This window comes from Bradyrhizobium sp. USDA 4532 (assembly GCF_024171315.1).
In the GTDB taxonomy this organism is placed as follows: domain Bacteria; phylum Pseudomonadota; class Alphaproteobacteria; order Rhizobiales; family Xanthobacteraceae; genus Bradyrhizobium; species Bradyrhizobium australafricanum.
This window is the reverse complement of record NZ_JALJZN010000001.1, coordinates 7,142,410-7,167,356: the sequence shown is the minus strand read 5'-3', so window position 1 is coordinate 7,167,356 and position 24,947 is coordinate 7,142,410. Positions and strand designations below refer to the sequence as shown.

Below are 24,947 nucleotides of genomic sequence, written 5' to 3'. Positions count from 1 at the left end.
GGTTGTCATGGAGGCAGAATCCCCACCCGCTTTGCTCTGGCGAGCAAAGCGACCTCCCCTTTTCAAGGGGAGGTTTGAATGGAGCTCAATCCATCTTCGCCATGAACGCCGCAAGCGCGTCGCGATCGGCTTGCGGCATGGTCAGCCCGAGCTTTGAGCGGCGCCACAGGATATCGTCGGCAAAGCGCGCCCATTCCTTGCGCATGAGGTAGCGCACCTCGGCGCCGGTCAGTTCGGGACCGAAGGCCGGGCCGAGATCGGCCTTCTCTTTGGCGTCGCCCAGAACATCTCTGACGTTCAGCCCATAGGCGGCCACCAGCCGCCGCGCCTGCGCCTCGCCGAGGAAGCGCCAGCGGTCGCGGACGATGTCGACCTCGGTCTCGAAGCGCTGCCACGCGAACTCGCCGCCCGGCAGCGGCGCCGTTGCGGTCCAGCGCGGCGTCATCGGATAAAACCGCGTGAACTCCGACACCGTCCGCTCGGCGCGGCGCCGCGCGGTGGTGACGTCGCCGCCGAAGATCGTAAGCAGCGGCGCCTTGCCGCGCCTGACATCGAGCAGCGCTGCGCCATCGCTCATGTGCCGGCGCGCGGGCACGAGCACGGAATTGGCACCGGAGACGGTCCGCAGCACATCGACTGGAGCGATCTGTTCGCGAAAGTAGCGATTGGCTGCGTCGCAGAGATAGGCCTCCTCGCGCACACCAATTGCGACCACCGCCGGATTACCCTTGAAGGGATGACTGACGCTGCCGATCAGGGTGAAGTCGCGCTCGTAGGGACTGGCGAAGATCAACCGGCCGTCAGGGTTCTGAAACACATAGACGTTGTCGCAGTCGAACAGGCGGCGCACGACAATCTGGCTGATCTGCACGGTCGCAAGCTGCGGCGCGGGCACGCGCAGCACGATGTCGGCGACCGAGGCGCTCCACGCGCCGGTCGCGCTGACCAGCGCCCGCGCCGTGATCACCCGTCGGTAGCCGCGGTCGATCGCGACCAGCCGCCAGGTCTCGCCGCGCTCGGCCCGGGTCACGCGCGCGCCGGTGCGGATATCGGCGCCGCGCGCTGCGGCATCGACGGCGGTGAGCACGACGAGCCGGGAATCGTCGACGACGCAGTCGGAGTATTCGAACGCGGTTCCGAACGGCCGCTTCAGCGCATTGCCGACCGGATGGTGGGTGACATCGAGCGTCGCCGAGCGCGGCAGACCGCTGCGCGAAGTCAGCCGTTCGTAGAGCAGCAGCAACGACCGCAACTGCCACGGCGGCCGCTCCTCGGCATGCGCCGGGATCACGAAGCGCACCGGCCGCACCAGATGCGGCGCAATGCGCAGCAACACGTCGCGTTCCCTCAGCGCCCGGCGGACGCGGAAGAACTCCCGCCGTTCCAGCCCGGCCAGATCACCATGGACCAGCCGTGGCGAAGCCTGCGATGCGCCGGAACCGAGATCGCCCTGCTCCAGCAGGATCACGCGCAGGCCGCGGCCGGCGGCATCACGAGCAATGCTCGTGCCGTTCAGGCCACCGCCGATGATCGCGACGTCGTAGTCCGCCATGCGCAACGCCTATCGCATTTCAATGCGAACAAAAGACGGGTTCGCACGAAAAATGCGTCAAGGCGCGGCGCTGAACTACATGATGTCCGGGTGAATCACGGCACACTCACCTTCCCGCTTGCGGGGCGAGCGTACGCTTGCATGATTTCGGAATATTGGAATAATGCCCCTGAGTTGCCCGACGTGTCAAGTAGCCTGCTCGAACGCCGCGCCGCCGCCGGCTACTTTGCATGGGGTTGTTTTCGATAATTTGGCAGCGCTCCTCCTGCGACGGCCCGCGAGCGGGAGAGGCACACCGCCTTCGCGACGGCTATCCAATCTGACGCCATCACGCGCTAGTCCGCGCCGGCCGCGGCGAAGAACTGTTCCGGTCCATCGACCTCGATCAGCTTCCTGCCTTCGATCACCCAGAACCGGTTGGCCACCGTGCGCACGAACTGGCGGTCGTGCGACACCAGGAGGCAGCTGGCCTGCTGTTCCATCAACTCGTCCTCCAGCGCCTCCTGGCCCTCGATGTCGAGGTGGTTGGTCGGCTCGTCGAGCAGATAGAAGTTCGGCTGGGTGAGCCGCAGCACCAGCATGCCGAGGCGGGCCTTCTGCCCGCCCGACAGCCGCCCGATCGGTCGGCCCTGCATCTCGATCGAGAGCCCGGCACCGGCGAGCAGGCCGCGCGCCCGCTGATCACCGACCTCGAAGCGCCGCGTCAGCATGCGCATCGGCGTGTCGCTATCGGCGAGATCGTCCAGCGCCTGATCGCAATAGCCAAGCACCAATGACTCGGTGGCCCGGATCTCGGCCGGTGCCGCTGCGGCATTCTCGATCGCCAGCCGCAGCGCCGCGACGAAGCGGGTCTTGCCGGCGCCATTCGGCCCGAGCAGCGCAATCCGGTCGCCCTTGCAGATGAACTGCTGGCCGGTCCTGAACAACAGCCGGCCGTCGGGTGTGGCGATCCCGGCGTTGTCCAGCCTGATCAGGACCTTGGCATGGGTGTCGCGGTTAGCGAGCCGGATCGTTCCGGCCGAGCGCTCCAGATGCGCGGGCTTCGCCGTCTCCTCCAGTCTCTCGGCGCGCTGCTTCAATTGCCTGGTCTTCGACAGCAGAAGGTCGCTGCCGGAATTGATGCCGAGATTGTTGAGCTTCGCGGCCTGCTGCCGGAGCTGCCGCACGGCCTTCATGTCGCGCTGATAGCGCCGCTCGTCCGAGGCATCGAATTCGTCGATCGCCGCGCGCGCCGCGGTATAGGGCAGCGAGAACAGCTGCGACCGCTCCGGGCGCAGGAACAGTGTCCGGTTGGTCGTCGCATCGAGAAAGGCGCGATCATGGCTTGCGATCACCACCGGCATCTCGCGCGGCAGCGCGTTCAGCCAGCCCTCGAGCCGGCCGATCTTGGCGAGGTCGAGATGGTTGGTCGGCTCGTCGAGCAGTAGCACGTCGGGCTCGGTCACCAGCACGCGGGCGAGCACCGCAAGCCGCAGCCAGCCGCCGCTCAGCTGCTTCAGCGGTCTCGTCCACAGCTCCTCCGGCACCTCGAGCGATTGCAAGGCGACGTCGACCCGCCAGCCCTCGCTGGCGCGCTGCTCGCCGGGAAGCGCCTCGAGCACGGCGGCATGGAACGGCGTATCCAGCAGTCTGGGCGGCGCATCCTGCTCGACATGGCCGACGGTCAGTCCGCGCGCGCGGGTTATATCGCCTTCGTTAGGCTCCATCGCATCTGCGATACAGCGCAGCAGCGTGGACTTGCCGCGGCCATTGGCGGCCACCAGCCCGATGCGGTCGCCGGCATTGACGACGAAATTCAGTTCGGAAAACAGCGGCGCGTTCAGCGTCACGCCGAGATTGCGGACATTGATGAGGGTCACGATCAATTCTCTGGTCTTGCCGGCAATCGCAACATCCCGAGGCGTCCAGCCATCATCGGATGTGCGTGTCGAAGCGCGGCGAGGGATTGATGTGCGGGCGCGAACGCTCAAGCGTCGACGCCGCACCGCCACGAAGGGCAGACCAGGAAGGATTTAGCGCGAGTTTCCGGTCAGCCCTGCAAACGCATCTGCAGGGCGTTGACGGGGCCACGCTTGAGGTGGGGATCGGTGTATCTCGCCACGACGCGGCCCTCCTTTCTCGGCTGAAATGATGTGGTGGGTCGAGATGTAGCCGGACGTGCAGCGGATGGCAAGCACAGCCGGCCGGACCGGCGACCATTCAGGCCAAATTACCCGGCTCTGCGCACGGTTTCGGCAAGCTGGTCGCCGCCGACCAGCGCGGCGAATTGACCGATCGGGGCCGGCCTGCCGATCAGATAGCCCTGCACCGCGTCGCAGCCTTCTTCGGCGAGAAAGTCGAGCTGCGCCTCGGTCTCGACGCCTTCGGCGACGATCGACATTTCAAGGCCGTGGCCGAGATCGATCACCGCGCGCACGATCGCGGCCGATTGCGGGTTGCGGCCGAGATTGATGACGAAGGCGCGGTCGATCTTGATCTTGTCGAACGGAAACGCCTGCAGGTAGCTCAGCGAGGAATAGCCGCTGCCGAAATCGTCCATCGAGATGCGGACGCCGAGCGCCTTCAGCCGCCGCAGCAGCGACAGGCCGCGGTCGAAATCCTCGATCAGCACGCCCTCGGTGATTTCGAGCTCGAGCCGGTCCGGCGTGAGCCCGGTCTCGAGCAGGATCGAATGCACGAGGCCGACGAGGTCGCCATGGGTGAATTGCGCCGGCGACAGGTTCACCGCGACCTGCAGCGGGATCGCCCAGGAGGCTGCCTCCCGGCAGGCTTCGCGCAGGATCCATTCGCCCATTTCGACGATCAGGCCGCTTTCTTCCGCGAGCGGAATGAAGTCGCCGGGCGGCACGAAGCCGCGCACCGGATGGTGCCAGCGCGCCAGCGCCTCGAAGCCGATGATCTGGCTGGCCGCCACGCTGCCGCCCGCGGCGGCCTGCGGCTGGTAGTAGAGCGACAATTCGCCATTCTTGATCGCGACCGACAGCTCCTGGTGCAGCACGCGGCGATCGCGGATCTGCTGGTCCATCTCCGGTTCGAAGATCGAGATCGTGCCGCGCGACTTCGCCTTGGCGCGAAACAGCGCCGCGCCGGAATTGGCCAGCAGCGAGGCCGCGTCGGATCCGTTGTCCGGGAACACCGCGATCCCTGTGGTGAGGCCGGTTCGCACCGACTTGCCGTCGATCAGGAAATCCTGCCCGAGCGCCTCGGCGGCCTGCTCGGCCAGCGCGATGCCGGCGACCGGCTGCTTGCCGTCGATGATGAGGCCGAATTCGTCGCCGGACAGCCGCGCCACCACGCCGCCGCGTGCCACGGCCTGCAAACGCTGCGCGACCTCGATCAGCACCTTGTCGCCCATCGCATGGCCGTAGACGTCGTTGATCTCCTTCAACCCGTCGAGATCGACGCAGAGCACGGCGAACTCCTCGTCGGTGCCGTCGCAGGCCTCGATCATCTGGGTCAGCGCCTGCAGGAAGGCGGCGCGGTTCGGCAGATCGGTCAGGCCGTCATGATAGGCCATGTGCGCCATCCGCGACTCAGTCTGGCGCCGGTCGGTGACGTCCTCATGGGTCTTGATCAGATATTGCGGCTCGCCGACATCGTCGAGCACGGTCATGCGGCGGGTCAGGAACAGCCGCAGGCCGTCCTTGGTCGAGATCGGATGCTCCTCGGCGATCATGCTGCGCTTCCTGATCGCGGCCTCGTCGCGGGCGATGATCAGCTTGGCTTCACGCGCATTGAAGATGTCGGACGCGGTCAGGCCGGCGGCGTCCTCGCGGCGGCGATTGAGGATCGTCTCGGCGCTGCGGTTGGCCAGCAGGTAGCGGCCGTCGCTGACCCGCTGCACGATCAGCGAGACCGGGATGTTGTCGACCACGAGCTCGAGGAACTTCTTGTTGTTCTCGAGCTCGCGCGACAGCGAACGGCGATCGGTGACGTCCTCGAACAGCGCGATCAGGAATTCCGGCTCGCCGGCCTCGTTGCGGGCGATCACGCGGTTGGAGGCGAGGATCCGCTTGTCCGAACCGCGTTCGACGAAGAATTCGCTGCGATGATAGCCTTCCGCCGCGTTCAGCGCCGCGCGGTCGGCGGTGTCGATGCTGGCGGCGGTCTCGGGGCGGAAGATCTCGTCGGCGCGCTTGCCCACGATGTGATCGCGCGAGAAGCGCGAGAAGCGCTCGAATGCGCGGTTGGCGAAGATGTAGCGGCCGTCCTCGATGTTCTTGGCCGCGACGCAGACCGGAACATTGTCGAGCACCGATTCCAGGAATTGCGTGGTCGAGGCGAGCTTGCGCGACAGCTTGCGCTGGTCGGTGCAATCGAGATGGGTCGCGACCGAGCCGCCGTTCGGCAGCGGAAAATACTTCACCAGCACCGACCTGCCGCCGGGCAGCTCGGTAACCAATCCCTCGGGCGCCGCGGCCCTGGCGAAGAAATCCTCGGCGCTGAGATCGAGCACGCCGCGGTCGCGGCGCAGTTCCAGCAGCTCGACGCCGGTCATGTTGCGCCTGATGTCGGCGCGCGACAGGCCGTAGATGTCGAGATAGCGGTCGTTGCAGAACACGATGCGCTCCTGCGCATCGGTCATCACCACGCCCTGGTTCAAATGGTTGAGTGCCGACGAGACGAAGGCGTTACGCCGCAATTGCGCGCGCTTGGCCTTGCGCAGCGCCGAGAGGATCCACATACCGACCGCGCCGAAAAAGGACGCCACCACCACGCTGCCGATCAGCAGCTCCCAGACCAGGCCGGGATCGAGGCTGCCCAGATAGCTCGACGGCGCGAACGCACCGGTGCCGGCCCGGGCTGCAGCGCACGGCGCGACGGCGGCGATCAGGCAGAGCACGGCCCTTGCCGGAATCGAATTCTTCCCGCCCGCCTGCACCTTCCTGCCAACCATCGATCACCCGCGGATTTCCGGGGCGAGTGTCCGGCTCCGGCGGTTTGGATCGGGTAAACGCGTACTGATGCAACCGGAAAATGCTGACTTAATTTATGGCAATTGCCCTGACATGATTAATGCTCCACTAACAGCGCGTGGCCTCCCAACTTTTTGAGATGGCCCAAGCACTTGCCTAATAAGCACTTGCCCAAAGCGACCGGATCGGCTGAACGATGTTGGCGGCAGCGGTCATGGCGTGGCCGGGCGGAAATTTTCGGACCTGAAGGACGAGATGGACAGGGTTGATTGCGTGATCGTCGGTGCGGGGGTGATCGGCCTCGCCGTGGCGCGGCGGCTGGCACAGGCCGGCCGCGAAGTGATTGTGCTCGAGGAGGCCGAGGGGATCGGCACGGTGACCTCGTCGCGAAACAGCGAGGTGATCCACGCCGGCATCTACTACCGCGCCGGCAGCCTGATGGCGCGGATGTGCGTCAGCGGCAAGCGGGCGCTCTACCGCTACTGCGCCGAGCACGGCATCCCGCACAAGAATTGCGGCAAGCTGATCGTGGCCACCACGCCTGCGGAGACCGAGAAGCTGCAGTCGATCCGCGCGCATGCCGAGGCCAACGGCGTCGACGACATGCAGCTGTTGTCCGGCGAGGCGGCGCGCGCGCTGGAGCCGGCGCTGAATTGCGACGCAGCGCTGCTGTCGCCCTCGACCGGGATCATCGACAGCCATGCTTACATGCTGGCGCTGCGCGGTGACGCCGAGGCGGCCGGGGCGGCGTTCGCCTTCCATACGCCGCTGCTCCACGCCAAGGCCACCGCCGACGGGTTCGAGATCGAGGCCGGCGGCGCCGCGCCGATGACGCTGGCCTGCGATCTCCTGGTCAATGCCGCCGGGCTCGGCGCGACGGCAGTCGCGCGCAACGTCGAGGGCATGCCGATCGAATTGATTCCAACGGCCTATTTGGCCAAGGGCAATTACTTCAGCTGCAGCGCCAGGGCGCCGTTCTCGCGGCTGATCTACCCGGTGCCGGAACCCGGTGGGCTCGGCGTCCACCTGACGCTCGACATGGCCGGACAGGCGAGATTCGGGCCCGACGTCCAATGGATCGATCACATCGATTACGCGGTCGACCCTGATCGGGCCGAGCGGTTCTATCCGGCGATCCGGAAATACTGGCCGGCCCTGCCGGACGGCGCGCTGATGCCGAGCTATTCGGGAATCCGCCCCAAGATCGTGCCGCCGGCGGTGGCGACCCAGGATTTCCTGATCCAGGCGCCGGCCGATCACGGCGTCGCGGGCCTGATCAACCTGTTCGGGATTGAATCGCCCGGACTGACATCGTCCCTCGCGGTCGCCGACCATGTCGGCGCGTTGGCGGAACTCTGAGCAAATACAGTAAGGCCTCCCGGGGGATGCGCGCGCGCTTGGGCGTTCATCCCTCGGTGAAAGGCCAGGCTATTTGCTAATTTGCAGGGGGGCGGTCTAGTGGACCGTGTCGTCGGCGGACAGTCTCAACCGCTCGATTTGATCCTTGACCATCAACTTGCGGCGCTTCAGCTCGCAAATATGCAGGTCGTCTACAGAGGGGTGAACGAGCGCTTCGTGCAGTTCGTTCTCGAGTATTTTGTGTTTACGCTCCAGCTCAATGAGATGGGCCTGTATTGCCATTGCGAACACTCCTCGGTGCGTTAAACCTCAGGTTCGATCCGGACCGCCGAGTGTACACGAGTGGACGGCGCTGTCGATGGGGGACGCGAAATGCCGCACGCACTCATTTCGGTTTATCTGTAACCAATCGTGACTATGGAACCGGTCCGGCTTGCGCGGCGCGCGTTCAAGGAGGATATTCCGGCGAGCGGCGACTTCAGCCGCAACAACCTTATCGTGCTTATCAGTTAATACACAACCATGAACGATCAGGATGAGCGCGAACTAATCGCCGAACTCGCGCGGCTGCAACAAGAGCACCGCGACCTCGATGCCGCGATCGACGCGCTGCATCAGTCGCCGGCGCCGGATCTCTTGATGCTGCAGCGCTTGAAGAAGCGGAAGCTGCAACTGCGCGATCGCATCGCCTTTATCGAAGACCAGATCACGCCCGACATCATTGCCTGACGCGTGCCGCGGCGCGGGCCTTCGCGGTTCGGCGCTTCCGGTTCAGACCGGGCGACGGTTTTCCCCGTCATCCACAGCGCCTCGCCGGCTTCACGTTCGCGGCAACGGACGGAAGGCGGTTTCCCGGCGCTTGACTCCACATGAACAAAAAGAGAACATGCCAGCCCAGCCGCCAGCCATCAGAGGGAGTTTCGCCATGTCCGCACCGCCTTCCCTGCCCGACAACAGCCGCTACGAGAAGGCCTGCGATCAGGCGATCGCGATGTGCGACGGCAACCTGCGCAGCACCATCAAGGCGCTGATCATGGCCAACGAATATCTGGAAGCCGAGCTTGAGGAATTGCAGGCCGCGATCACCGCCGGCTGCGTGCCGGCGCAGACCCGGGCGGCGAGCGATGCCGCCTGATCCTTGGCCTGATCTTCAGGGAGCACAGCGATGGCCGATGTAACGTATTACGTGGCACTGCCCTTCATGCAGGATGATGACGGCACGCCGGTCGCCGGCAATGCCGAGGAATGCCAGAGCTCGGCGGTCGCGCTGCGCCGCGCGGAGACCATGTCGCGGATGCCCGGCAGCATCGGCGCCGTCGCGTTCAGCCGCACCGGCGATCCTGCGATCGGCGAATTCGGCGATGCCAAGCTGTTGCGTGCTTACGGAAATGTGCCGGAGGATTTGAGCGCGTTATAGTTCTCGGGATTCGTGGCGCCGCTGGGCCTTGCGCACATACATCGCACGGTCGGCCTCATCGAGCACGCGATCGATATCCGAGTGCGCGGTAAGGATAGCAACGCCCGCGGAGGCGCCTGCGGTGACCTGGCTGTTACGAAACATGAAGGTCAACCGATCGATCGCCTCTTCCAGCGCAGCCGCCTTGGCGCGGGCATCGATCTCGCTGAGATTCCACAGCAGCACGGCGAACTCGTCACCGCCGAGACGGCCGATCACATCGGAAGCGCGCACCTGATCCGATATCGCGGCAACGATCGCCTTCAGCACCTCGTCGCCCGCCGCGTGGCCGAAGGCATCGTTGATCGGCTTGAGGCGATCGACGTCGAGCACGATCAGCGCACCGGAGGCCTGATAACGCTTGATGAAGGAGAGCGAACGGGCGAGCTCGCGCTCGAATCCGCGCCGGTTGAAGATGTCGAGCAGGAAGTCGGTCTCGGCGGAGGCCTGCAGCTCCTCGATCCGGGCCTGCGCCCGCGCCAGCTGCGCCCGCAAGCTGCGGATGGTCGATTTGTCGCCGGATGCGACCGCGCCTCGCGTGGAAGCTCCGGTTCCAGCCCGTTTGGTTCCAGCCCGCTTGGCTGCAGTCTTGCCCGGCCTGGATTTGCGCGCGGCGGGCGCGCCTTTCCGTCGTTTCGCGGCCCCGGAGGCGGCCGACGTCGTCTTCTTCTTCATGCGCATCCTTGTTGAGGCCTGCTTATGAAGGCTTGCCGGGATTCACCAAGACAGGATAGTCCATTCTAACTCCCTTGCCACGCCTTGGATGACGCCCGGGCCGTCCCTATAATCGGCCTATGCTTTTGGATTCCTGCACAGAATTGAAGAGATGACCGCTCCGATCGCCATCATCATGGGAAGTCAGTCCGACTGGGAAACCATGCGCCATGCCGCCGAGACGCTGGCTGCGCTCGGCGTGGCCTGCGAAACGCGCATCGTTTCGGCCCACCGCACCCCGGATCGGCTCTATGCCTTTGCCAAGGGCGCCAAGGCAGCCGGCCACAAGGTGATCATTGCCGGCGCCGGCGGCGCCGCCCATCTGCCGGGCATGACGGCCGCGCTGACGGAGCTTCCGGTGTTCGGGGTTCCCGTCGAGTCGAAGGCTCTGTCGGGCGTCGATTCGCTCTATTCGATCGTGCAGATGCCGGCCGGCGTCCCGGTCGGAACGCTGGCAATCGGCAAGGCCGGCGCGATCAATGCCGCGTTGCTCGCGGCGAGCGTGCTCGCACTCAACGATCCGGCTCTGTCGGCCCGCCTTGCGGCCTGGCGCAAGCAGCAGACCGACGCGGTCAACGAGCATCCGGAGGGCGCGGCGTGACGGCTTCGAACGCAGTGAAGCTGAAGCCGGGCGACACCATTGGAATCCTCGGCGGCGGACAATTGGGCCGGATGCTGGCGATGGCCGCGGCGCGCCTCGGGCTCCGCTGCCAGGTGTTTTCGCCGGATCCGGACTCCCCGGCGTTCGACGTGGTGCAGAACGCGACCTGCGCGGAATATGCCGACGTCGAGGCGCTCGAACTGTTCGCCAACGATGTCGACGTCGTCACCTATGAGTTCGAGAATGTCCCGGCCGCGACCGCGATGGTGCTCGCCGCGCGGCGCCCGGTGCTGCCGGCCTACAAGATCCTGGAGACCACGCAGGACCGGCTGATCGAGAAGGATTTCATCAGCAAGCTCGGCATCGGCACGGCCGACTACGCCGACGTGTCCTCGGTCGGCACGCTGCGCACGGCAATCGAACGCATCGGCCTGCCCGCGGTGATCAAGACCCGCCGCTTCGGCTATGACGGCAAGGGCCAGGCCATCATCCGCGAGGGCGATGACCTCGAACAGGTCTGGGAGGACCTCGGCACCAAGTCGGCCATCCTCGAGGCCTTCGTGCCGTTCGAGCGCGAGATCTCGGTGATCGCGGCCCGCTCCGCGTCCGGCGAAGTCGAATGCTTCGACGTCACCGAGAACGAGCATCGCGACCACATCCTGAAAATTTCCCGCGCGCCGGCCGCGATCACCGATGAGCTTGCCGTGCAGGCGCGCGCGATCGCCGAAGAGATCGCCTCGGCGCTCGACTATGTCGGCGTGCTCGCGGTGGAGATGTTCGCGGTGCCCGGCAACGGCAGCAAGGCGACGGTGCTGGTCAATGAGATCGCGCCGCGCGTGCACAATTCCGGTCACTGGACGCTCGACGGCGCCTCGATCTCACAGTTCGAGCAGCACATCCGCGCGATCGCCGGCTGGCCGCTGGGCAAGCCGGTGCGCCACGGCGACGTCGTCATGACCAACCTGATCGGCGACGACATCCTGAGCTACGAGCAGTGGCTCACCGTTCCCGGCGCCACAGTGCATCTGTACGGCAAGGGCACGCCGCGCCCCGGCCGCAAGATGGGACACGTCACCGAAGTGACGCCGGCCCGCAAGGGATAATTCCACACGCGGCCGATAGCCGCCTTCGTCGCATCGATGGAAATGGGATCGTGGCAACCACGATCCATTAGAGCAACGGTTCTGATTGAATCAGAACCGATGCTCTGGATTTTTGTTTACCCGTTTTCTTCACGCGAACCGGCGTCCACTTCGCTCGAAAACGCTCTCGCCGATCACGCCGTCTTCGCGCCGGCGACGATGCCGGTCGGCTCGTCGCTGAGCCAGCGATAGATCACGCCGCCGAGCGCACCGCCGATCAGGGGTGCGACCCAGAACAGCCAGAGCTGCCCCAGCGCCCAGCCGCCGACGAACAGCGCCGGCCCGGTGCTGCGCGCCGGATTCACCGAGGTGTTGGTGACGGGAATGCTGACGAGATGGATCATCACCAGCGCGAGGCCGATGGCGAGCGGTGCGAAGCCGGCGGGTGCCTTGCCATGGGTCGATCCCATGATGATGAACAGGAACATCATGGTCATCACCACCTCGGTGATGAAGCACACCACCATGTTGTACTGGCCGGGTGAGTGCGCGTCATAGCCGTTGGAGGCAAAGCCCTTGCTGACATCGAAGCCGGGCGCGCCGCTCGCGATCACATAGAGCAGCCAGGCCGCGATGATTGCGCCCACAACCTGCGCGATGATGTAGGGCAGCACCTGGCCGCCCGGGAAACGCCCACCCGCGGCGAGCCCGACCGTCACCGCCGGGTTGAGGTGGCAACCCGAGATATGGCCGATCGCATAGGCCATGGTCACCACGCTCAGCCCGAAGGCCAGTGACACGCCGACCAGGCCGATCCCGACCTGCGGAAAGCCGGCCGCGATCACCGCGCTGCCGCAACCAGCGAATGTGAGCCAGAACGTACCGATGGCCTCGGCAGCGTATTTCTTCATCTCCATCTCGCATCTCCCCTATTTCCAATGTCCGGGTTATCCAAAACGCCGGGAGCGGCCCTCATCTGGGCGCCAAACCACCCAAATCAGGGCCGCACAATGGCATTTTCGCCCTATTTCGTGGCTTTACTAGGCCCGAAAGTCACTCGACCGGTGGACATCTGCGCGTTTGTCTGATACATGCGCGCGCCTAGGGTTAAGAGGCAGGCCTTTTGCCGTCCCTTCACCTCGCCAGAATTCCGAACCGATCAATTCAAAAGAGGATGCCGCGTGCAGGTTCTCGTCCGCGATAACAATGTCGACCAAGCCCTGAAGGCGCTGAAGAAGAAGATGCAGCGCGAGGGCATTTTCCGCGAGATGAAGCTCCGCGGTCACTACGAAAAGCCGTCTGAGAAGAAGGCCCGCGAAAAGGCCGAAGCCGTGCGCCGCGCGCGCAAGCTGGCGCGCAAGAAGCTGCAGCGCGAAGGCCTGCTGCCGATGAAGCCGAAGCCGGTGTTCGGCGCTGGCCCCGGTGGCGACCGCGGCGGCCGTCCGGGCGGTGCAGGCGCCGGTCGCGGCCCTCGCTGAACCGCTTTGCCGATATGGAAGTCTAACAGCGCGGGCCACGGGCCCGCGTTGTCGTTTTGAAGCACGCCGCGTTCCGGGGTACCCATGCAAAACGACCGGCAAGAGCATTTTGCATGACGGCTGATCCGGTAGCCCGCCCGCCCTTTCCAGGACCGGCGCAGCGCCGTTGCGCGCCGCATCTCGTCATCATTGCAGTGCTTCTCGGCCTGCCGCTCGCAGGCTGCTCCTTCGACCTCGGTTCATGGGGCTCCTCGGACGACAAGCCGAAGCCCGCTGCCACCGCCGACAAGCCCGTCGCCGACACCATCACCCCGCAAGACGTCAACAGCGCCAAGGATCACACCACGCGTGCGCAGGCGCTGGCGCGCTCCGGCAAGCTCGACGAGGCGATGGCGGAGTTCGAACAGGCGCTGGCGGCCGACCCTTACAACATCCAGGCGCTCTACGGCCGCGCCCTGATCTATCAGGGCCGCGGACAGCATCAGCAGGCGATCGACGATTTCACGGCAGCCAGCGGGCTGTCGCCGCAGAGGGCCGAGCCCCTGGTCGGCCGTGCCACCAGCTACCTCGCGCTCGACAAGGCCAAGCAGGCCGCCAGCGATCTCGACGAGGCCGTGCAGGCCGATCCCGGCAATGTTGGGGCGTGGAGCACGCGCGGCCAGGCCTATGAGCGGCTCGGCGACAAGGCCAAGGCGGCGGCGTCCTACAATCGCGCGCTCGCGCTGCGGCCAGGCGACGGCAATGCGCGCAGCGGGCTGGCGCGCACCGGCGGCTAGCCCTTGGCGTGAAGGCAATCCGTCAGAAACGATCGAGCGGCGCTGTGGCTACTTCGGCAGGACGGCGTGGAACATCGACTTCATGCCGGAGAACATGTCGTCGGTCACCGACGTGCGCTCGTTCTTCTGCGCCGGCATGATCGCCTCGGCGCGCAGGTCGAGCGGGGCCTGCACCACCGGGACCGGAATGTCGGCCGGCGGCGTCAGCCGGTTGGAATCCTGGCCGCCGGCGGCATAGGGCGGACGCGGCTGCGAGGATTGATCGACATTGTCAGTGGACGGGCTCGACACCATGATCGGCGGCGGCAACGGCCGGATCGCCGACGTGGCTGCCGGACGCTGCGCCTCAGGCAGGCGGGCGAGATCGGTGCGCGTGGCATCCTGGGACCGCGCCGCCTCCTGCGGACGCTCCTTGCGCAGCCGCTCGATGGCGGCGCGTGCGAGGTCGTTGGCGTCGCGGCTTTCCTCGGGCGTCACAGCAGCCTCGACCGGCGCGGCTGACGTCGCGGGCGCGGCCGGCTGCGGCGCGGCGGGCGCGACCTTCGCGACGGCCTTCGGCGCCGCCGGATGATGGCGGGTGTCGGCCGGGATGCTGGCGGTATCGGCCGGCACGTCAGGCTTCACATCGGCCGATTTGGGGTCGGCCGATTTCTCGGCAGGCTTCTCGGTGACGGTGGCCTTCTCGGTGACGGTGGCCTTCTCGGACGCCGACCGCTCGATCAGCGTGCGCTCGGACATGCCCTTGGCCTTCACGCCGGCTTCGGGGAGGCTGCTGACGACGGTGGCGGGCTTGGCGGCGGCTTTCGGATCTGCCTTGGGATTTACCTTGGGATCGACTGCGGCGGTCAAGGCTGCGGCTGCCGGTGCTTCCGGCTTGGCCACGATGTAGTGATTAACGATGTACGCCCCGATGATGGTCGCTGCCACCGAGGGTAAGATGTCCATCACGAATTTCTTCAGGTAACTCAGCATGACCTGCCACTCCCCACCCCGCTATTACATGCTGGAACTTTGAGGCACATTCAGGGATCAACTGCGTCGGATCGGTGGCAAACCCCCGTTCCGACGTCACCTTTGGTGTCGCTTTGGTTTCAGCCGGAGGCGTCCCCTGCGCAGGCCGCATCCGCCTGCTAGATCATCGCGCAGCCGTTAACGGGTTATGAATTTCCACAGCCGCACCGGCTCGGACCTGCCATTCGGCGGGTGCAGGGTTCCTTGCTTGGTTCTCGCGCCGCGTCAGGGCTTGAGTTCGACCTCGAGGAACACGCTCTCGCTGGCCGTCTCGTTGAGCACGTCGTGCTGGACCCCGGCCTTGCGGAAATAGGATTTGCCGGCTCCGAGCTGCGCCTTCGAGCGCTCGCCGTTCGGCGCCACGATCGTCATCTCGCCCGCCGTGATCGGAACGATGACATAGTCCATCTCATGGGTGTGGTGGCCGGTGGCGCTGCCCGGCGCGAGGCGCCATTCGGTCACCCGGACTTCCGCCGTATCCACCTGCACATCCGATTTGGCACTGAGCATCGTCATTTTCTCCAATTTTTTTTAAGCGGATCATGCTCTACGGCACGAAAACCATGAACACGAACACGGCGAACACCACCATGTGAACCAGCCCGAACAGGATGTTGGTGCGGCCGGTTCCGAAGGTGAGCATGCTGACCATGAAGGTGAGCAGCAGGATCAGCATATGCTGGTTGCTGAGCCCGAGCACCAATTGCTTGTCGAGCGCATAGGCGGCTACGGCCACCGCGGGAACCGTAAGCCCGATGGTGGCGATCGACGAGCCGAGCGCAAGGTTGATGCTCTTCTGCAGGTCGTTCTTGCGCGCCGCCGACACAGCGGCAACGCTCTCCGGCAACAGGATCAGGGCCGCCACCACCAGGCCGGCAAAGGCCGGCGGCGCGCCGATCTTGACGGTAACGACATCGACCACCAGCGAGAATTTCTTCGCCAGCAGCACCACCGCCAGCAGCGAGACCAGCAGCAGTGCAACGCTGATCGCCGTCATGCGGTCCGACATCACCTCGCCATGCGCCGCTGCCTCATTGGCGCCGCTGACGAAATAATCGCGGTGACGGATGGTCTGGGTGTAGAGGAACACCGCATAGAGCAGCACGGTCACTATGCTGACCACGGCGAGCTGGGCCGCGGAAAACACCGGGCCCGGAGAGGTCAGCGTGAAATTGGGCATATCGAGCGTGATGGTCGCGAGCACGAACAGCACGCTGAGGTAAAGGTTCGCCCCGGTGATCTGGAAATCCTGCTCCTTGTAGCGCAGGCCGCCGATGAAGATGCAGAGCCCGACCAGACCGTTGCAGACGATCATCACCACCGCAAACACCGTGTCGCGGGCCAGGGTCGGCGCCGGCGTTTCGCCCAGCATGATGGTCGAGATCAGCGCCACCTCGATGACCGTCACCGCGAGCGTCAGCAGCAATGTGCCGAACGGCTCGCCGATCCGCTCGGCGATCATCTCGGCATGGTGGACCGCCGCGAACACGGTGCCGAACAGAATGACCAGCAGCACCGCCGCAAACACCCAGCCCCCGGCCGATGGCGCGAAGCTGTAGCCGGTGGCCGTGACCGCGGCAAACAACAGCACCGCCAGAACGGGATACAGCCAGGCCGACCGCGGCATCGGTCCGTGTGCACTCATCGTGGGGTCCCCTCACTTCGGTGGCGCGATTATGCGACAGACAATCGCCGCCGTCAGCCTCTTGCGGCGCCGATAAACCGCCGCGCCGTCGCCATCGCACCGAAATCGTCGAGATTGTCGTGCCCGCCACCGGGCAGTCGCACGAATTGCTTGGGCTCATGGGCGAGATCGAACAGGCGCTCGCCGAAGCTAATCGGGATCACCGGATCGTCGGTGCCATGCATGATCAGGAGCGGCGCCTTGACCTGCGCGATGAGCCGGTCGGAGTGGAATTGATCGCGCATCAGGAGGGTGACCGGCACATACCAGAAATGCGCGCCGGCGACGTCGGCCGTCGACGTATACGGCGCCTCGAGGATCAGCTTGCCGAGCGGATGTTCGGCGGCGAGCGCGACCGCAACGCCGCTGCCGAGCGAGAAACCCCAGGCCACGATCTGCTCGGCGCAGTAGCGCGCGATGGTGAAGGCGTAAGCCGCTGCGGCGTCCTGCAGCAGTCCTTGCTCGCTCGGAGACCCGCTCGACCCTGCGTAACCCCGAAAGGACAGCGCCACCAGCCCGGTGCCGTCGGCCGTGATGGCCTTGAAGCGCGCCACGCGCCCGGCAAGGAAATCGCCATTGCCATGAAAGAACAGCACGACGGGCCGGCCCGGCTTCGCCGGCACGTGCCAGACGATGACCTTCTCGCCGTCGCCCGTGGTCAGGACATGCTCTTCCGCTTCGGGAAGGCCCGCGGCTGCCGGCGCAGTCCGTCCGACCGGCGGGATCGGAAACAGCAACTCGCGCTGCTTGACGTAGAGCACCGCGAGCCCGCCGAGATAGACGACGACCGCGGCGATCAGGAACCATTTCAGGATTGCGAGTGCCAGCGCCATCAGCGGTGGCCGCGGCTATGTCTTGCCGTGGAGCTTGAGCAGCTTCTCGACGTCCGCCTTGATGCTGTCGGGGACCGGTCGGCACGCGCACGCCGCCGCATGCGCGACGTGCCACTTGATGCGCTGCTCGCGCGTCGCCTGGAGCGGCATGCGATGCGCTCGATGCCACTCCCGGTTCAGCGCCATCGCTACCGCCTTACATCGCCTTGACGATGTTCTCGGTGACCTTCTTGGCGTCGCCGAGCAGCATCATGGTGTTGTCGCGGTAGAACAGCGGGTTGTCGATGCCGGCATAACCCGAGGCGAGCGAGCGCTTGATGAACATCACGGTGCCGGCCTTCCAGACCTGCAGCACCGGCATGCCGTAGATCGGCGAGGTCTTGTCCTCTTCCGCCGCCGGGTTGGTGACGTCGTTGGCGCCGATCACGAAGGCGATGTCGGCCTGGGCGAACTCCGAGTTGATGTCCTCGAGCTCGAACACCTCGTCATAGGGCACGTTGGCCTCGGCCAGCAGCACGTTCATGTGGCCGGGCATGCGGCCCGCCACCGGGTGAATGGCGTATTTCACCTCGACGCCTTCCTTCTTCAGGATGTCGGCCATCTCGCGCAGCGCGTGCTGGGCCTGCGCCACCGCCATGCCGTAGCCGGGCACGATGATGACCTTGGAGGCGTTCTTCATGATGAAGGCGGCGTCATCCGCCGAGCCGAGCTTGGCGGGCTTCTGCTCACCCGAGCCGCCGCCGGCCGCGGCGGTCTCGCCGCCGAAGCCGCCGAGGATCACCGAGATGAACGAGCGGTTCATCGCGTGGCACATAATGTAGGACAGGATCGCGCCGGAGGAGCCGACCAGCGCGCCGGTGATGATCAGCGCCGAATTGCCGAGCGTGAAGCCGATGCCGGCCGCGGCCCAGCCGGAGTACGAGTTCAGCATCGAGATCACGACCGGCATGTCGGCGCCGCCGATCGGAATGATCATCAGCACGCCGAGCGCCAGCGCGATGATGGTGATCAGCCAGAAGTCGAGCGCGCTGCCGCTCATCACGAGGCCGACGATGAAGAACACCAGCGCCAGCGCCAGCACGATGTTGATGACGTGGCGGAACGGCAGGATGATCGGCGCGCCGCTCATCCGTGCCGACAGCTTCAGGAACGCGATCACCGAACCGGTGAAGGTCAGCGCGCCGATCGCGACGCCGAGCGACATCTCGACCAGGCTCTGCGGATGGATGTTGCCGGGCGTGCCGATGTCGAACGCCTCGGGCGCATAGAACGCACCGGCGGCGACCAGCACCGCGGCCATGCCGACCAGCGAGTGGAACGCGGCGACGAGCTCGGGCATCGAGGTCATCGGCACCCGGCGCGCGATCACGGCGCCGATGCCGCCGCCGATCGCGACCGCGAGGATGACCAGCAGCCAGGCCACGCCGTCGTCCGGCGGATGGCTCGCCAGCGTGGTGCCGACGGCGATCGCCATGCCGATCATGCCGAACATGTTGCCCTGGCGCGACGACGCCGGGCTCGACAGGCCGCGCAGCGACAGGATGAACAGCACCCCCGCCACGAGATACAACAGTGCAGAGAGATTGGCGCTCATCTCAGGTCCCCCAAAATCCTCATCACCCCGAGGTGATTGCCGCTCACTTGGCTTTCTTCTTGTACATCGCGAGCATGCGCTGGGTGACCAGGAAGCCGCCGAAGATGTTCACGCAGGCGAAGATCAGCGCGACGAAGCCGAAGCCGCGGGCCCAGCCCGAACCGCTCGAGACCATGCCGACGCCGACCGCAAGCAGCGCGCCGACCACGATCACCGACGAGATCGCGTTGGTCACGCTCATCAGCGGCGTATGCAGCGCCGGCGTCACCGACCACACCACGAAATAGCCGACAAACACGGCGAGCACGAAAATCGACAGCCGGAACACGAACGGATCGACGGCCTGCGCGAGATGCTCCATGGCTTCTCTCCTTACTTCGGCTGGAAGTTGGGATGGATGACGGCGCCGTCCTTGGTCAGCGCAGTGGCCTTCACCAGCTCGTCGTCCCAATTGACCGCGAGCGCCTTGTTGGCCTTGTCGACCATCGTCTCGATGAACGAGAACAGGTTGCGCGCGTAGAGCCCCGAGGCCGACGCTGCGACGCGGCCGGCGACATTGGTGTAGCCGACGATCTTGATGCCATCGGTCTCGACCACTTCGCCGGGCCTCGCGCCCTCGACATTGCCGCCGCGCTCGACCGCGAGATCGACCAGCACCGAGCCGGGCTTCATCGATTTCACCATCTCGCCGGTGACGAGCATTGGTGCCGGACGGCCCGGGATCAGCGCGGTCGTGATCACGATGTCCTGCTTCTTGATGTGCTCGGCGGTCAGCGCGGCCTGCTTGGCCTGGTACTCCTTGGACATTTCCTTGGCGTAGCCGCCGGCGGTCTGCGCGTTCTTGAATTCCTCGTCCTCGACGGCGAGGAATTTCGCGCCGAGAGATTCGACCTGTTCCTTGGTGGCCGGGCGCACGTCGGTCGCGGTGACGACGGCCCCGAGCCGCCGCGCGGTCGCGATCGCCTGCAGGCCGGCGACGCCGACGCCCATCACGAACACCTTGGCGGCCGGAACGGTGCCGGCGGCGGTCATCATCATCGGGAAGGCGCGGCCAAACGCCTCGGCGCCCTCGATCACGGCGCGGTAGCCCGCCAGATTGGCCTGCGAGGACAAGACGTCCATCACCTGCGCGCGGGTGATGCGCGGCATCAATTCCATCGCGAAGGCGGACACGCCGGCATCGGCCATCGCCTTCAGCGCGGCCTCGTTGCCGTAGGGATCCATGATCGCGATGACGAGCGCGCCGCGCTTGTATTTGGACAGTTCGGAGGCTTCCGGCCGCTTCACCTTGATGATGATGTCGGCATCCTTGAGCGCGTCCGCGCTGACGGTGGCGCCAACCGCGGTGAACTCCGAATCGGGAAAGCCCGACTTGATGCCCGCGCCCGGCTCGACCGCGACCTCGGCGCCGAGTGCCCTGAACTTCTTCACGGTATCGGGCGAGGCCGCAACCCGCGGCTCGGACGGATCAATTTCCTTGGCAACGGCAATCTTCATGGGCCCTCCGGCGGCGCGAGCGGCGCACGCGTCTTCAAACTAGCGTTATTTTCGCCAGATTTGGATACCCGGTTTTTACATCCGGGTTTCGACAGGAAATTCCGGCACCGCCGCGGGACGGCGGCGCCGCTAGCCGATCTAAGGATCAGACCAGGAAATAGGCCATCAAGGCGAGAATAATGGCGACGCTGATGGTGCCCCATTTGACCAGCATGAGAAACCCTTCATAGGTCTGCTCATGCGCCACGTAATCGTTGCTGTCGGCGGTCGTGTAGGCCACTTCGCTATGGTCTGCCATCGCTGTCCCCAGTCAGAAATTCGCGTTCCTCCGCGAGCCATTACCGCAAACGGATAGGCAGGGCAACGGCGCGGTCCCGATCGGGCGATTTGAAGCGCAAATCGTCCCCGATCCACGTTCGAGCGACGACGCCGCGCCAGCCCCTCGGCAGGATTGGCCTCCCAAACGCAGGCGTCATGGAACGATCATGCCGTCAGGCGCAAAAAAACGCCGAACGAAACTGGCACGGGACCGGCTGCCGCCCGGCCCGGCCGGAACGCCGATGGGCCCTCAGCCCATCGCCTCCAGCTCGTCGATCATGCCGGCGATGACGGACAGGCCGCCGTCCCAGAATTTGGGGTCCTTGGCGTCGAGCCCGAACGGCCTCAGCAGCTCGGAATAGTGCTTGGTGCCGCCGGCGGCGAGCATGTCGAGATAGCGCTCGGCAAAGCCTTCGGACGCGTGCTCATAGACCGCATAGAGCGAGTTCACGAGGCAATCGCCGAACGCATAGGCATAGACGTAGAACGGCGAGTGGATGAAGTGCGGAATGTACATCCAGAACGTCTCGTAGCCCGGCTTGATCTCGATCGCCGGCCCCAGGCTCTCGCCCTGCACGCTGAGCCAGATCTGGCCGATCCGCTCGGCGGTGAGTTCGCCGTTCTTGCGCTCGGTATGAACCGCGCGCTCGAATGAATAGAACGCGATCTGCCGCACCACGGTATTGATCATGTCCTCGACCTTGCCCGCGAGCAGCGCCTGGCGCTGCTTGGCGTTCCTGGTCTGGGACAATAGCCGCTTGAAGGTCAGCATCTCGCCGAACACGCTTGCGGTTTCCGCCAGCGTCAGCGGCGTCGGCGCCATCAGCGCGCCGTTCTTCGCCGCCAGCACCTGATGGACGCCATGACCGAGCTCATGCGCCAGCGTCATCACGTCGCGCGGTTTGCCCTGATAGTTCATCAGCACATAGGGATGCGCCGACGGCGTGGTCGGATGCGAGAACGCGCCGGGCGCCTTGCCGGGACGGACCGGCGCATCGATCCAGCGATCGTCGAAGAAGCGCTCCGCGATCTCGGCCATCCTGGGCGAGAAGCCGCTATAGGCCGACAGCACCATGTTGCGCGCCTCGGGCCAGGCGATGGTGCCGGCCGCCGCGAACGGCAGCGGGGCGTTGCGGTCCCAGTGCGGCAGCTTCTTCTTTTTGAACCAGCCGGCCTTCAGCGCGTAATAGCGGTGCGACAGCTTCGGATAGGCCGCGCGCACCGAGGCGACCAGCGCATCGACCACCTCGCGCTCGACGCGGTTGTTGAGATGGCGGGAATCTGCGACATCTTGGAAGCCGCGCCAGCGGTCGGAGATTTCCTTGTCCTTGGCGAGCGTGTTGGTGATCAGCGCGAAGCTGCGCTCATTGTCCTTGAAGGTCTTGGCGAGCGCCTGCGCGGCAGCCTTGCGCTTGTCCCCCGCCTTGTCCTGCAGCAGGTTCAGCGTCGGCTCGATCGCGAGCTCCTTGCCGCCGACCTTGAAACGCAGACCGGAGATGGTCTGGTCGAACAGCCGGTTCCAGGCCGCGTAGCCGCTTTGCGCCTTTTCGTGGAACAGCTGCTCGACGCGATCCTCGAGCTGGTACGGCTTGTCCTTGCGCAGATCCTCGATCCACGGCCGGTAATGGCCGAGCTCCGGTTCGGCCATCGCGCGCTCGATCACGTCGTCGTCGACGCGATTGAGCTCGAGCGAGAAGAACAACAGATGCACCGACGCGGCGGTCAGCCGCTCGGAGACATCGCCGTAGAATTTCGAGATCGCGGGATCGACGCTGTCGCCGGCATGGACCAGGCCGGCGTAAGAGCCGAGACGGCCAGCCAAATCGTCGATCGCCTCATAGCGCCTGATCGCCTCGGCCAGCCACCTTCCGCCGCCTTCCTTGGCGGTATTTTCGGCAAGCTTGCCCTTGTAGTCGGTCTCAAACGCGACGCAATCTGCGTCCATTTTCTGCAAGTCGCGTGCGACCTCAGGCGCATCGATACCGGAGTAGAGATCTGCCAGATTCCATTCCGGAAGCTTGCCGGTCTTGCTGGCTGCCTTTTTCGCGGCCGGGCCGCCTGCGGACGATTTGCGTTGCGCGGCCGTCTTGCGCAACGCGGCTTCCTTGCGGAGAGCGGCCTTGCCGAGGGCAGACTTGTTGGATGCAGTTTTGGAGCGCGAGGTCATCTTGTTCGTAACCTTAGTTCAGTCGGAAAGATGTCGGCGGCGGCGGAATGAATGCGGGTTTGCAACATTTAAGAGTGCGTTAATCGGCATCGGCGACATTGCCCCGATTCGAGACAAATAAACGTAGCGTGCGGGGAAAACCATGGCTGCCACCATTTTGATCGCCGATGACGACGCAGTACAGCGCCGTTTGGTTGAAAACATGGTGCAGAAGTGCGGCTATGAGCCCCTCGTCGTGGACAGTGGCGACGCGGCGATCGCGGCCCTGACCGCATCCGAGACGCAGGCGATTGACGCCGTCGTGCTCGACCTCGTGATGCCGGGCCTCGACGGTCTCGGAGTCCTCGCAAAAATTCGTGAAGCTGGTTTGACCGTCCCGGTCATCGTGCAGACCGCGCATGGCGGCATCGACAATGTCGTGTCGGCGATGCGCGCCGGTGCCCAGGATTTCGTCGTCAAGCCGGTCGGCTTCGAGCGGCTGCAGGTTTCCCTGCGCAACGCCCTCAACGCCTCGGCGCTGAAGGGCGAATTGCAGCGGATCCGTCACAGCCGCGAGGGCCGGCTGACCTTCTCCGACATCATCACCCGCAGCGAGGCGATGGCCGGGGTGCTGCGCACCGCGCAAAAGGCCGCGTCCTCGACGATCCCGGTGCTGATCGAGGGCGAATCCGGCGTCGGCAAGGAACTGTTCGCGCGCGCCATTCACGGCAGCAGCGAGCGCAAGGCCAAGCCGTTCGTTGCGGTGAATTGCGGCGCGATCCCGGACAATCTCGTCGAATCGATCCTGTTCGGCCACGAGAAAGGCGCCTTCACCGGCGCCACCGAGCGCCATCAGGGCAAGTTCGTCGAAGCGCATGGCGGCACGCTGTTCCTCGACGAGGTTGGTGAATTGCCGCTGGCCACGCAGGTGAAATTGCTGCGCGCCCTGCAGGAAGGCACCGTCGAGGCGGTCGGCGGCCGCAAGCCGGTCAAGGTCGATGTTCGCATCATCTCGGCGACCAACCGCAAGCTGCTTGATCTCGTGAAAGCCGGCCAGTTCCGCGAGGACCTGTTCTATCGCCTGCACGTGCTGCCACTAACCATTCCGGCGCTGCGACAGCGGCGCGAAGACATCCCGCATCTGCTGCGGCATTTCCTGGCGCGGTTCTGCGCCGAGGAAAACCGCAACATCACTGGCATCAGCGGCGAGGCGATGGCCCACCTCTCGCAGCTCGACTGGCCGGGCAACATCCGCCAGCTCGAGAACACGGTGTATCGCGCCGTGGTGATGAGCGATGGCGACCAGCTCGGGCTCGCCGATTTCCCGCAAGGAACGGCGCATCCGGCGCCGGATGGCAAATCGCTGCAGGGCGAGCCGCTGGTGGTGTCGCCTTCCACGGCCCCCGCCATGATTTCCGGTAATGAAATACCGGTTGCCACCTCCCTGCCCACCGCCGGCGGCCTTTCCATGCTCAGTGCCGCGGGCGAGGTGCGCCCCCTGGAAGATCTCGAGAATGAGATCATCCGCTTCGCGATTTCGCATTATCGCGGACAGATGTCGGAGGTCGCGCGCCGCCTCAAGATCGGCCGCTCGACACTCTACCGCAAGCTCGACGAAGCCGCGGCCGGCGCGCGCGCAAACGACGCTACTTAGCCCTCGAGGCCGACAGGGCCGCACCAGGGAACCTTTTGAACCGTGTCGTGGCGGTGACAGACAAAGGCTGTGCCGCGTGGCAAAAACGCACAGCCCGGAGCGAAATCAGCTGCTTCGAGGTCAGTTTGTCGTGAGTTGCCCCGCATGGCGCTGGCTGCATGAGAGGGGCAAAGGTATCGTCTGCGTTCGTTGCGTGCAGGCGTGCGAGTCGATCGAGAGGCCGGCGCTTTCGCGCAAGCTATGAAACCAAATTCTGATTTGAACTGTTCCAACTTG

The 24,947-nt window shown here is 65.3% G+C and carries 25 protein-coding genes; 9 read left to right on the top strand and 16 right to left on the bottom strand.

Going from position 1 to position 24,947, the window contains the following annotated elements:
* Positions 1 to 85 precede the first annotated feature (85 nt).
* The 3 genes from J2R76_RS32920 to J2R76_RS32910 form a co-directional block, all read right to left on the bottom strand.
* Positions 86 to 1,552, bottom strand: coding sequence for a glycerol-3-phosphate dehydrogenase (locus J2R76_RS32920; protein WP_253625403.1), 1,467 nt, complete (start codon positions 1,550 to 1,552; stop codon positions 86 to 88).
* A 335-nt stretch (positions 1,553 to 1,887) separates the two neighbouring features.
* On the bottom strand, positions 1,888 to 3,411 hold the full coding sequence (locus tag J2R76_RS32915; RefSeq protein WP_253625402.1) for an ABC-F family ATP-binding cassette domain-containing protein: 1,524 nt from the start codon (positions 3,409 to 3,411) through the stop codon (positions 1,888 to 1,890).
* A gap of 350 nt (positions 3,412 to 3,761) precedes the next feature.
* Positions 3,762 to 6,449: an EAL domain-containing protein gene (locus J2R76_RS32910; protein WP_253588853.1), complete on the bottom strand. Its 2,688-nt coding sequence runs from the start codon at positions 6,447 to 6,449 to the stop codon at positions 3,762 to 3,764.
* A gap of 274 nt (positions 6,450 to 6,723) precedes the next feature.
* On the opposite strand from J2R76_RS32910, the gene J2R76_RS32905 reads away from it, so the two are divergent.
* A complete protein-coding gene (locus J2R76_RS32905; RefSeq protein WP_076829607.1) occupies positions 6,724 to 7,827 on the top strand; it encodes an NAD(P)/FAD-dependent oxidoreductase in 1,104 nt (367 codons plus the stop codon).
* Positions 7,828 to 7,923: 96 nt separating this feature from the next.
* Here J2R76_RS32905 and J2R76_RS32900 read toward each other — a convergent pair whose 3' ends face one another.
* The gene (locus tag J2R76_RS32900) at positions 7,924 to 8,109 is read right to left on the bottom strand and encodes a YdcH family protein (RefSeq protein ID WP_016847370.1); all 186 of its coding nucleotides are present in this window, start codon (positions 8,107 to 8,109) and stop codon (positions 7,924 to 7,926) included.
* Positions 8,110 to 8,349: 240 nt separating this feature from the next.
* Between J2R76_RS32900 and J2R76_RS32895 the strand changes: the two genes are divergently transcribed.
* The 3 genes from J2R76_RS32895 (at position 8,350) to J2R76_RS32885 (ending at position 9,244) form a co-directional block, all read left to right on the top strand.
* On the top strand, positions 8,350 to 8,556 hold the full coding sequence (locus tag J2R76_RS32895) for a YdcH family protein (protein WP_016847372.1): 207 nt from the start codon (positions 8,350 to 8,352) through the stop codon (positions 8,554 to 8,556).
* A 196-nt stretch (positions 8,557 to 8,752) separates the two neighbouring features.
* Complete coding sequence (locus J2R76_RS32890) at positions 8,753 to 8,962, top strand: hypothetical protein (RefSeq protein ID WP_028336001.1); 210 nt, start codon at positions 8,753 to 8,755, stop codon at positions 8,960 to 8,962.
* Between the two features lie 30 nt (positions 8,963 to 8,992).
* A complete protein-coding gene (locus J2R76_RS32885; protein WP_018268738.1) occupies positions 8,993 to 9,244 on the top strand; it encodes a hypothetical protein in 252 nt (83 codons plus the stop codon).
* Here the strand turns inward: J2R76_RS32885 and J2R76_RS32880 are convergent.
* Complete coding sequence (locus J2R76_RS32880; RefSeq protein WP_057019015.1) at positions 9,239 to 9,964, bottom strand: GGDEF domain-containing protein; 726 nt, start codon at positions 9,962 to 9,964, stop codon at positions 9,239 to 9,241. The two genes, J2R76_RS32885 and J2R76_RS32880, sit on opposite strands and share 6 nt — an antisense overlap.
* A 145-nt stretch (positions 9,965 to 10,109) precedes the next feature.
* On the opposite strand from J2R76_RS32880, the gene purE reads away from it, so the two are divergent.
* Together purE and J2R76_RS32870 are read left to right on the top strand one after the other, a co-directional pair.
* Positions 10,110 to 10,598 carry a 5-(carboxyamino)imidazole ribonucleotide mutase gene (gene purE, locus J2R76_RS32875; RefSeq protein WP_028335999.1) on the top strand — a complete coding sequence of 163 codons (489 nt, stop codon included), beginning with the start codon at positions 10,110 to 10,112 and terminating at the stop codon, positions 10,596 to 10,598.
* Positions 10,595 to 11,701, top strand: coding sequence for a 5-(carboxyamino)imidazole ribonucleotide synthase (locus tag J2R76_RS32870; protein ID WP_076829604.1), 1,107 nt, complete (start codon positions 10,595 to 10,597; stop codon positions 11,699 to 11,701). Before purE ends, J2R76_RS32870 begins: the two co-directional genes overlap by 4 nt.
* 173 nt (positions 11,702 to 11,874) lie before the next feature.
* Here the strand turns inward: J2R76_RS32870 and aqpZ are convergent, their stop codons facing one another.
* A complete protein-coding gene (aqpZ, locus tag J2R76_RS32865) occupies positions 11,875 to 12,597 on the bottom strand; it encodes an aquaporin Z (protein ID WP_057019013.1) in 723 nt (240 codons plus the stop codon).
* Between the two features lie 264 nt (positions 12,598 to 12,861).
* On the opposite strand from aqpZ, the gene rpsU reads away from it, so the two are divergent.
* Together rpsU and J2R76_RS32855 are read left to right on the top strand one after the other, a co-directional pair.
* Entirely contained in the window at positions 12,862 to 13,158 is a 297-nt protein-coding gene (gene rpsU, locus J2R76_RS32860) for a 30S ribosomal protein S21 (RefSeq protein WP_021078544.1), read from the top strand.
* A 113-nt stretch (positions 13,159 to 13,271) separates the two neighbouring features.
* A complete protein-coding gene (locus J2R76_RS32855; protein WP_253625401.1) occupies positions 13,272 to 13,934 on the top strand; it encodes a tetratricopeptide repeat protein in 663 nt (220 codons plus the stop codon).
* Positions 13,935 to 13,982: 48 nt separating this feature from the next.
* Here the strand turns inward: J2R76_RS32855 and J2R76_RS32850 are convergent, their stop codons facing one another.
* The 10 genes from J2R76_RS32850 to J2R76_RS32805 form a co-directional block, all read right to left on the bottom strand.
* Positions 13,983 to 14,906, bottom strand: coding sequence for a hypothetical protein (locus tag J2R76_RS32850; protein WP_253625400.1), 924 nt, complete (start codon positions 14,904 to 14,906; stop codon positions 13,983 to 13,985).
* A 264-nt stretch (positions 14,907 to 15,170) separates the two neighbouring features.
* Complete coding sequence (locus tag J2R76_RS32845; RefSeq protein ID WP_253626105.1) at positions 15,171 to 15,455, bottom strand: cupin domain-containing protein; 285 nt, start codon at positions 15,453 to 15,455, stop codon at positions 15,171 to 15,173.
* A 37-nt stretch (positions 15,456 to 15,492) separates the two neighbouring features.
* On the bottom strand, positions 15,493 to 16,590 hold the full coding sequence (locus J2R76_RS32840; RefSeq protein ID WP_253625399.1) for a calcium:proton antiporter: 1,098 nt from the start codon (positions 16,588 to 16,590) through the stop codon (positions 15,493 to 15,495).
* A gap of 53 nt (positions 16,591 to 16,643) precedes the next feature.
* Positions 16,644 to 17,462, bottom strand: a complete 819-nt coding sequence (locus J2R76_RS32835) for an alpha/beta hydrolase (RefSeq protein WP_253625398.1) — start codon at positions 17,460 to 17,462, stop codon at positions 16,644 to 16,646.
* Positions 17,463 to 17,477: 15 nt separating this feature from the next.
* Positions 17,478 to 17,648, bottom strand: a complete 171-nt coding sequence (locus tag J2R76_RS32830) for a hypothetical protein (protein WP_200844487.1) — start codon at positions 17,646 to 17,648, stop codon at positions 17,478 to 17,480.
* 10 nt (positions 17,649 to 17,658) lie between these two features.
* Positions 17,659 to 19,056 carry an NAD(P)(+) transhydrogenase (Re/Si-specific) subunit beta gene (locus J2R76_RS32825; protein ID WP_253625397.1) on the bottom strand — a complete coding sequence of 466 codons (1,398 nt, stop codon included), beginning with the start codon at positions 19,054 to 19,056 and terminating at the stop codon, positions 17,659 to 17,661.
* A 43-nt stretch (positions 19,057 to 19,099) separates the two neighbouring features.
* Complete coding sequence (locus tag J2R76_RS32820) at positions 19,100 to 19,417, bottom strand: proton-translocating transhydrogenase family protein (protein WP_016841609.1); 318 nt, start codon at positions 19,415 to 19,417, stop codon at positions 19,100 to 19,102.
* 11 nt (positions 19,418 to 19,428) lie between these two features.
* The gene (locus J2R76_RS32815; RefSeq protein WP_253625396.1) at positions 19,429 to 20,553 is read right to left on the bottom strand and encodes a Re/Si-specific NAD(P)(+) transhydrogenase subunit alpha; all 1,125 of its coding nucleotides are present in this window, start codon (positions 20,551 to 20,553) and stop codon (positions 19,429 to 19,431) included.
* 145 nt (positions 20,554 to 20,698) lie between these two features.
* Complete coding sequence (locus J2R76_RS32810) at positions 20,699 to 20,851, bottom strand: aa3-type cytochrome c oxidase subunit IV (protein WP_253625395.1); 153 nt, start codon at positions 20,849 to 20,851, stop codon at positions 20,699 to 20,701.
* Between the two features lie 270 nt (positions 20,852 to 21,121).
* Positions 21,122 to 23,038, bottom strand: coding sequence for a M3 family oligoendopeptidase (locus J2R76_RS32805; RefSeq protein ID WP_253625394.1), 1,917 nt, complete (start codon positions 23,036 to 23,038; stop codon positions 21,122 to 21,124).
* A 142-nt stretch (positions 23,039 to 23,180) separates the two neighbouring features.
* On the opposite strand from J2R76_RS32805, the gene J2R76_RS32800 reads away from it, so the two are divergent.
* Positions 23,181 to 24,671, top strand: a complete 1,491-nt coding sequence (locus tag J2R76_RS32800) for a sigma-54 dependent transcriptional regulator (RefSeq protein ID WP_253625393.1) — start codon at positions 23,181 to 23,183, stop codon at positions 24,669 to 24,671.
* The last annotated feature ends 276 nt before the right edge of the window (positions 24,672 to 24,947 follow it).